This window comes from Levilactobacillus huananensis (assembly GCF_003946145.1).
GTDB lineage: Bacteria > Bacillota > Bacilli > Lactobacillales > Lactobacillaceae > Levilactobacillus > Levilactobacillus huananensis.
In genome coordinates this window covers 1-8,032 of the sequence record NZ_RHOC01000023.1, presented here as the reverse complement: position 1 = coordinate 8,032, position 8,032 = coordinate 1, and the positions used below count along the sequence as shown (strand labels likewise).

At 46.1% G+C, this 8,032-nt stretch carries 7 protein-coding genes and 1 pseudogene; 2 read left to right on the top strand and 6 right to left on the bottom strand.

Annotation, left to right across the window (positions count from 1 at the left end; all coding sequences use genetic code 11):
- Positions 1–335: 335 nt before the first annotated feature.
- Positions 336–1,700, bottom strand: a complete 1,365-nt coding sequence (locus EKM71_RS10810; RefSeq protein WP_125574586.1) for an MFS transporter — start codon at positions 1,698–1,700, stop codon at positions 336–338.
- Between the two features lie 16 nt (positions 1,701–1,716).
- Complete coding sequence (locus EKM71_RS10805; protein ID WP_225418043.1) at positions 1,717–2,664, bottom strand: nucleoside hydrolase; 948 nt, start codon at positions 2,662–2,664, stop codon at positions 1,717–1,719.
- Positions 2,665–2,824: 160 nt separating this feature from the next.
- Here EKM71_RS10805 and EKM71_RS10800 point away from each other — a divergent pair, with 160 nt between their 5' ends.
- Positions 2,825–3,550 (top strand): GntR family transcriptional regulator, encoded by a 726-nt coding sequence (locus EKM71_RS10800; RefSeq protein WP_125574584.1) that lies wholly within the window; start codon positions 2,825–2,827, stop codon positions 3,548–3,550.
- A gap of 80 nt (positions 3,551–3,630) precedes the next feature.
- On the opposite strand, the pseudogene EKM71_RS10795 reads toward EKM71_RS10800, so the two are convergent.
- The 4 genes and pseudogenes from EKM71_RS10795 to EKM71_RS10780 all read right to left on the bottom strand — a co-directional run bounded on the left by EKM71_RS10795 (position 3,631) and on the right by EKM71_RS10780 (position 6,555).
- Positions 3,631–4,674 (bottom strand): annotated as a pseudogene (locus EKM71_RS10795) (zinc-dependent alcohol dehydrogenase family protein).
- Positions 4,675–4,743: 69 nt separating this feature from the next.
- Entirely contained in the window at positions 4,744–5,220 is a 477-nt protein-coding gene (locus tag EKM71_RS10790; protein ID WP_125574583.1) for a flavodoxin family protein, read from the bottom strand.
- 226 nt (positions 5,221–5,446) lie between these two features.
- The gene (locus EKM71_RS10785; protein ID WP_125574582.1) at positions 5,447–5,881 is read right to left on the bottom strand and encodes a MerR family transcriptional regulator; all 435 of its coding nucleotides are present in this window, start codon (positions 5,879–5,881) and stop codon (positions 5,447–5,449) included.
- A gap of 20 nt (positions 5,882–5,901) precedes the next feature.
- Positions 5,902–6,555, bottom strand: coding sequence for an NAD(P)H-binding protein (locus EKM71_RS10780; protein ID WP_125574581.1), 654 nt, complete (start codon positions 6,553–6,555; stop codon positions 5,902–5,904).
- Positions 6,556–6,967: 412 nt separating this feature from the next.
- On the opposite strand from EKM71_RS10780, the gene EKM71_RS10775 reads away from it, so the two are divergent.
- Complete coding sequence (locus EKM71_RS10775) at positions 6,968–7,903, top strand: C40 family peptidase (RefSeq protein WP_225418042.1); 936 nt, start codon at positions 6,968–6,970, stop codon at positions 7,901–7,903.
- Positions 7,904–8,032 lie beyond the last annotated feature (129 nt).

Here is an 8,032-nt window from a genome sequence, read left to right as displayed (position 1 = left end):
GAATACCGCGATGAAGCCGCCTAAGCAATACTAAAAATTATATTATTTCAACTGTCAACTTGACAGGTACTAGTGCAGAGTTAACGCGGTGTCCTTTTTAGTCCTACTCCGAAATCATCTCATTGAAACGTGTCGCAGCAGACAACTGACTCCGCCTAAGACTCACCAGCTACCTAGCTTCTGATACACACTCTTTCCCGCATCTATTATAGCATGGCTAGCCATGTAAAAATAGACTAGTTATTGCCGATAAAGCGCGTAGACTAGGGCATTCGGAGGTTGTTTGGCTGGGACTACGCTACCAACGTCTAACCCGTGATATCGACTGGCTAACCCTATTCTTCTGGAAAAAGTTTCTTTCGGTTTAAAATTAGAACAACAATCGCAAACATCAAGGCCACGGCCATCAAATAATAAATATTTTGGAAGACACCCAATGTAGTATTAGTAATCATCGCTGTCTTCTTGAAACTACTGGAGCTCATTAACAACCCCACAATGGCTAACCCAATTGAACCTGTGATATTAATAGTCAAATCATTTAAACCAATCCCACGGCCAATCGATTCTGGCCTCAATGAACCAATAACCATATTCATCATCGGCGTAAAGAGAATGTTCAGTCCTGAGATAAAGAGAATAGCCCCGATCGACAGTGTGAATAACCCCGACTGAATCAGACTGGCAGCCGTTAACGTTCCCACCATGGCCATCACACTTCCCAATAACATCGTTTTAAATTCACCAATCAGTTTAATAATTGCTGGACCGCTGAGTCCCGCGACAATCGCCACCAGGTACGCCGGTAGCATAACTGAAGAGACATGTGCCAATGACGCTTTAAAGCCATCTGTCACCACAAAAGATACTAAAAAGGCAAACGAAAATTGTGTAAATTCAAGGAGTGCGACCATGACCCAGGCTGTGGCGAACCGCTTATTTTCCTTGAAAAATTGACCCGTAATAAATGCTTTGGGTTGATAGTGAATATATAACAAAAAGGCTACCAATAAGACACCAAAAGAAATTAGGAAAAGTATTTGCATCTGATTCAGATACAGAATCAAGAAGACAATCACTAAACTAAAGAGTGTAATTCCAAAGACATCAATCCGTTCCTTCTTGTGTACCTCTTCCTCCGGTGAAAACTGCCATGCAATCGGTAATAACACCAGTGAAATCAGTGGCAAAAGTAACAAGACATACCACGGAATATGAGCGGTTACGATGCTCCCCATCAGGACGCCCAAGGCATAAGCCAACTGAAAGGCTGCCGTATAAATAGCCATATACCGTAATTTTTCTTCTTCCGATAAGTAACGGGAAACAGTAATTACAAACAATTCACCCATAGCCGCCTGACCGGCCGTTTGAATGGCTCTAGCAAGTACAATTGCCCAATAGTAATGTTGAAAAGCAAACCCGATAACCGACCCAATTGCTAGGAGGCAGATCCCCACTACCATTAATTTCTTAATTGAGATGTAATCCGTCAAGGTATCATAGATCATGCTGGCCACACCCAAAGTCACTGTGGTAATCGTAACCTGAATACTAGCTGTACTGGCTGAAATTGCGAAGCTTTCCGTGATTAATGGTGTCACGGTGACAAAGGCCTGAACCATTAAGTTCGATAAAACAAAAATAAATAACAAGCCCCACATCAAGACTTTTATTCGACTCGTTGTCGCTCTAACCACACTGATTACCTCCTCGTTACTTTAAGACTTCACACATTGCGTTTTGTAAGAAATCACGAACCTTAATGCCCTCAACAGCAATACAAACCTTGACGTTAGGATCCGTCATTTGTAGCTTCTCAGTGTAAGCCACAGTACGACCAGCTTCTGCACCTTCTGTGACAACATTTAAGTACAACGGCAGTGTCGTGAACCATTCCGGATGAACTGCACAGATAACCGCAGAAGGATCATGAACATATGTTCCTTTGACCCAGGGGCAGGACTTATCTCCGAAATCCATATAAGAATCCACGGCGTCGGCCCATTTATTCCCTAGGTCAGGATTAACTTCACGCCATTTGGCCACATCACCGCGCCGTAAAATTACACGCTGAGTGACATCCAAACCAACCATTGTAATGTCCTTGACCTTTGCAAAAACCTCCTTAGCAGCCTGAGGATCTTGTGAGATGTTTGCTTCAGCACCACCAACGTTACCAGGAACCGTCAAAGCACCACCCATTGAGAATACGGGCCCCATTTTCTCCACCAAACTAGAGTCTTGACGTAAAACCTCCGCCAAATTGGTAAGCGGTCCGCTTGTCACAATTGTCAAATCAGACCCATACTTCTTAATTGATTGAATCAGGAATTCAACACCATTTTTACTAATTTTATTCTCGGTTTCTGGCAACGCAACATTTCCAAAGCCGTTCTTTCCGTGGATCGTTGCCGAAACATCTAAAACTGTAAAGTCGTCCTTGGTTAAAGCGTGGTCCAACCCGTTATATACTGGAACCTCAGAATGTCCCGTGAGTTCTAACAAACTTGCGGCATTCTTGGTCCCTTGCTCTGTATACACATTGCCATAAGTTCCCACGACACCCAATAAATCAAAACAATCACTGCCCAAAATTGTTCCCAATGCCATTGAGTCATCAATTCCCATGTCACAATCAAAAATTATCTTTTGTTTTGCCATTACCATTACCTCCAAATTTAAAAGTCCTAAAAATACTATACATGTTTGCTTTTTGCATACCTGTATAGTAAACGCTTTCAAAAAGATTGTCAATAGTGACTTCCTAAATCGATTTGATTTATAATGAATCAGACAACAGTAAATGAAAGGTGTATAGCCTATGAAGCGAACCATCGCAAACCCCAACCTGCGCTACGTCCAGGTATATAGCACCATCTACAAAAGAATCGTGAATAGCCAATATCCACAGGGAAGTCAATTACCGCCTGAAAAGGCTCTTGCTGATGAACTCAACATCTCTCGAAGTACGCTTCGTCAGGCTTTGAGCTTGTTAAAAGATGACAAGATGATCCAGGGAGCTCCCGGGAAAGGGAACTTTGTCCTTTATGATAATTCCACGTTAAATCAGGCAATCACCCAACTCCGAAATCCGATTTACGCCGGCCTAGCGCAATCTCCAACTGATATTGAACTCGATGCTCATCTTGAATCCAGTACGAAATACACCAATCATATTTTGAAACGACCAACTGGTATGGTCATGTTCATCAGTCGCTGGTACAAAGAACACGATACCGCCATGGCTTTCGCTTTCAGTACCCTTCCAGTTGATACACTCGATCGAGCCAACATCGACGGCAACAACCAAGATGAACTCCGGGATTATCTTGAAAACACAGTCTATCAGAATCAAAATTATGCCAAACGAACGATTCAGTTCAGCCGCAGTGGTAATGAATCCGCCAAGCCTTACCAGCTTTCGACCAGTGACAACTTTATTCTGGTTCAAGAAACTATCTACTCACGGGAACTTGACTATCCTCTTTGTCATACCAAATACTACTTTCCCGCGGAAACCTGTACACTAAAGTTAACAGCTGAGTAGTTTACGACGACAAAAAAGACAGGACATGGTCCTGTCTTTTTTGTATACCTGTTTTAAACGCCAAATGAATTACAGACTAGTTACTCACTAATCACCAGCAACGACTTAATGGCTTCTCGCTTATCCATGGCATCATAGGCTTCCGCTACGTGATCAAGGTCAAAGCGTTTCGTGAAGACCTTACCAGGGTGAATGCCGCCTTTCAGGACGGCATCCAACAGAATTTCACGATCATGGGTCGTCACAGAAGCAATCCCACCGCGTAACCCAATGTTCTTCCAGAATAGGCTATTGGTATTCATCTCGGCCTTCTGAGGCACACCCACGCGGCCTACGACGGCTCCGGGACGGCCAACTTTAACGGCGGTATCCACGGACTGAGTCGTACCGACACATTCCAGCACCGCATCCGCACCGGCACCATCGGTTAACTCAAAGACCCGTTTAACGGCGTCGTCGCCCCGTTCGGCCACAACATCGGTCGCGCCAAATTCCTTGGCAAGGGCCTGACGATCAGCGTGGCGACTCATAGCAATGATTCGCTTAGCACCACATAATTTAGCGGAGATTACCCCACATAGACCCACAGCACCATCACCCATCACAACCACCGTATCGTCCGTCTTAACTTCGGCCGAAGCCGCGGCATGGTAACCAGTAGCCATCACGTCAGCCAACGTTAACAGGTCATTGAGTTGGTCATCGGTATAATCGCTCGGCAGACCGGGAACCTTCACCAAGGCCCAGTCAGCGTTCTTAAACCGCAAGTATTCACCTTGATAGCCGACAATTTCGTCATCGGTCCGGGCATTCTCACAATTCCCATCGAAGCCGGCCAAACAAGCCGCACAGTGGCCACAACCGTGGGTAAATGGCGCAATCACAAAGTCCCCGGGTTTCACGTGAGTCACCTCACTCCCGACGCTTTCGACGATCCCAATGGCCTCGTGACCAACCGGCGTGTTCCCTTGCCGCTGGTTAATCCCCCGATACCACCACAGGTCGGAACCACAGACACAGGCTCACACGATCTTTAAGACGGCATCAGTGGGGGCCTTTACCGCCGGTTTGGGCAGATCTCGAACTTCAATCTTACCTGGTTCAACAAAAACGGCTGTTTTCATAACATTTATCCTCCAATTTTTTAACTCAAGCTGAATATACCCCTTGAAGTTCACTTCAAGGCAAGGAGATTATTTGAAATTCTCCCACCAAGTGGACAGGCGATCTTGAGCACTGGCCAAATCATCAGCCGTCATCCCCACACCACGAGCCACCGTGGCCGACGTTACCAGGCTCGCGAAGTCCTTTTCGTAGGTACCAGGCGTCCCGGCATCCGTGTAAAATGGGGCCACCGTTCCAGTGAAGCCTTGGAGCTGACCCAGAAATGTCCGTACTGGTGTCGCCACCTTTGCCGACCAAACCGGACCCCCAACTAAAATGACGTCAACCGTCGTCAGATCGGGGAGTGTATTAGTTAATTCTGGCAGTTTGCCACTTGCTAACTGCTCACCAGCCACGTCGTTAGTGGCATACATATCGTTCGGGAAGGTTCCCGCAGCGACGGTCAAATCGACCTTCGTCCCACCGGTCACCCGTTGAATCATCGTCGCCAACTTAGCGGTCGTTCCGGACCATGAATAATCGACGATTAATACTCTTGTTGCCATGAAAAGATCTCCTTTGCTTTGCCTTTTACTCTCGTCATATTGGATTAACGTAGATTGAAAACAAATAAAAAATTGCCTCATGAGTCTTAAAAAACCATTTCGCGCACGCTGTCTTTGCTAAGTATCTGGGGCTTTACCTTACCGCCAACAGTTAATTTGAAGACAACATAACGTAAAAGGGAAGCTATCCATATGATAACTCCCCTCCACTCAAGGCTATTAACCGTTAAAAACCTTCAGGTGTTTCGTCTTTCTGAGCAGTCCTGTTGGCGTGTTCCTTCTCCAACTGGCGGAGTTCTTCTTCTGTGGCCTCCATATGGTCATAGAAGTGCTTCAGCTTGTAATTCAGGTGATCAATGGCAGCCTGGAGGTCGTCACGCTTTTCTTCCATCACAGCCAATTGTTCCTGAAGCAATGCCTTCTGTTCCTTGGTATTGTCCTCTTGCGCGTCGAAGAGCTCAATATAACGACGTAGGTTTTCAATACTCATTCCCGCGGCCCGCATTTGCGTTACAAAACGAATCCGCCGGATAATTCGATCATCAATATCCCGGTTACCCACCGGCGTCCGATCAATCGCTGGAATCAAAGATTCCTTCTCGTAGTACCGAATAGCCGCGGAAGAAACCCCGGTTTTTTCACTAGCTTCTTTAATGTTCATCGTTGATTAACTCCCTTAGATTAATAAACCGGTCGATCTTGCCCCTCAGTATTGGGATCTGCCATCCCAATACTATCATGACTGTAGCGCTTCGGATCGGCAATAATACTTAACACCACATCGGCCACGCTAGCTCGTGATCCAGAAACACCATCATAGGGTTGGTCTCTAGTTGTCACTGTGTACTGAATGTCACGGTCATTCAGCCACGGTAGCCGTAACGTCGTGTAGTCCAGACCAGACGACGCTAATAATTCATCAGACTGCCGCGCAGGAACCATACCAGCTCCGATCATCCTAAGATTCCAACGACCGAACTCGCCATTGACTTCATTATAGAGTCCCAAGACATTGGTAAAAATCACCCGATCAACATGATTGGCCTGCATACCAGCCATCACAGCCGTCGTTAACCGGTTTTGTGGATCGTGATCGACCACGGCAACAAAGACCAAATCCTGATCGGCCATGGCAGCCGTAACTGCGGTCTGATCCGTGATATCCCCCTCGACTAAAGTCACACGAGGATTGTCTTGCAACTGACTTAATCGACTCGCACCTCGCAAGAATAGGGTCAAGTCGACGTCAGCAAAGGCGTCCTCAGTTAAAATCCGATGTTCAACGATCCGGGCAATCTGCCCATTGGCAGCTAAAATCATAACCTTTTTTGTCATCAATCATTCTCCTTTGTTTGTCTCAATCACCAGTTGAATGACCCTAGATTAAACCTTCATGTACACTTCAAGGCAAGCCCTAAACGCATCTTTTTTAAAATTATTTATCGCCAATATCGTTAAGCCTACAATTTTTACAAGATTACCTTGGATGAAACATAAGCCGCTAGATATCCCCCTCCTGGTTATCCGGTTTAGTGTGGTCTCATTCTGTGATCAATCGGGAATTGCCCAAGGCTTGGATCACTGGAGGTACACCACCATTAACCGCCTTAAAATTCTGTAAATAATGACATGTTAGTCATCGAATCGTTGTCATTTGTCACCGCACTGCCAACGTCATGTAATCCCCAACTCCTATACTAAATCTTGTGTTCAGGAGTTCACCGAACAAATTACATAAGGAATGCGAGTGATCATTATTAAATCAGCAACAGCAAAACTCTTACTCGGAACGGCCGGTGCGGCCGCTCTACTTCTAGGCGGGATGCAGACAGCATCCGCTAACACCGTCAACGTTCAGGCCGGTGATACGGTCTGGGGCTTTTCTCAAAGCTATCACGTGTCCATCAAAGACATCGTGAAGGCCAACAGTTTGGCCGACGCCAATCTGATTTACATCAATCAAAAATTAGAAATCCCAACCAGTAATCAAAACACGGATAAGGCCAACAACAGCACAGGTACTACTAGTACAACAACGAATGGCGCCAACCAAGCTAGCTCTGCCACATCAACGACTAAGTCAACAACGACCCAATCTAGTTCATCGGCCGCTAGTTCCCAAACAACACAATCTCAGGCACCAACAAGCACGACACAGGCCAGCTCATCTCGTGCAACTCAGACTTCACGGGCACAATCAAACAATACCTACGCCCATAGTTCAAGCAACACCCCATCACAGGCTAGTCAATCTAGTCAAACAACCAGCAGTTCCGCAACCACCTCATCCAGTGCTAACCAAGCCAGCGGTAAAACTTCAAGTACCGCTACTGGTACCTCGGGTGGTGGCGTAGCCGAAGCTCTGTCAATTGCCAAGAGTGGCGTTCCTTACGTTTACGGTGGAACCTCAATGTCCGGCTTTGACTGCTCCGGTCTGGTTCAATATGCCTTTGGACTGAGTGCTCGAACCACTTACCAGCAAACCAACCTGGGCACGCATCACTATGACGTGGCAAATGCCCCATATGGCGCTATCCTCTTCTGGGGATCCGACAGTGCACCCTATCATGACGGTATTTCTCTCGGCAACGGTACCTATGTGGCCGCACAGAATGAAAATGATGGCATCGGTGTCTTCAGTCAGTCTAATTGGAAGCCTAGCTACTACATTACATTAAGCTAACTGTCATCCCCTAACTCCTCCAAACAAATAAAGGTCCACTTCGGAATGCTATAGTCCCCTTAAGGTTGACAGATGAAAAAGTATAATTCATCTGTTAACTTTGAGGGGACTTTATTATGCCTAGAACTA

Coding starts and splice junctions, on each gene's coding strand:
- EKM71_RS10790 (WP_125574583.1), bottom strand. CDS start 5,220: ATGGCAACAAGAGTATTAATCGTCGATTATTCATGGTCCGGAACGACC.
- EKM71_RS10805 (WP_225418043.1), bottom strand. CDS start 2,664: ATGGCAAAACAAAAGATAATTTTTGATTGTGACATGGGAATTGATGAC.
- EKM71_RS10780 (WP_125574581.1), bottom strand. CDS start 6,555: ATGACAAAAAAGGTTATGATTTTAGCTGCCAATGGGCAGATTGCCCGG.
- EKM71_RS10800 (WP_125574584.1), top strand. CDS start 2,825: ATGAAGCGAACCATCGCAAACCCCAACCTGCGCTACGTCCAGGTATAT.
- EKM71_RS10785 (WP_125574582.1), bottom strand. CDS start 5,881: ATGAACATTAAAGAAGCTAGTGAAAAAACCGGGGTTTCTTCCGCGGCT.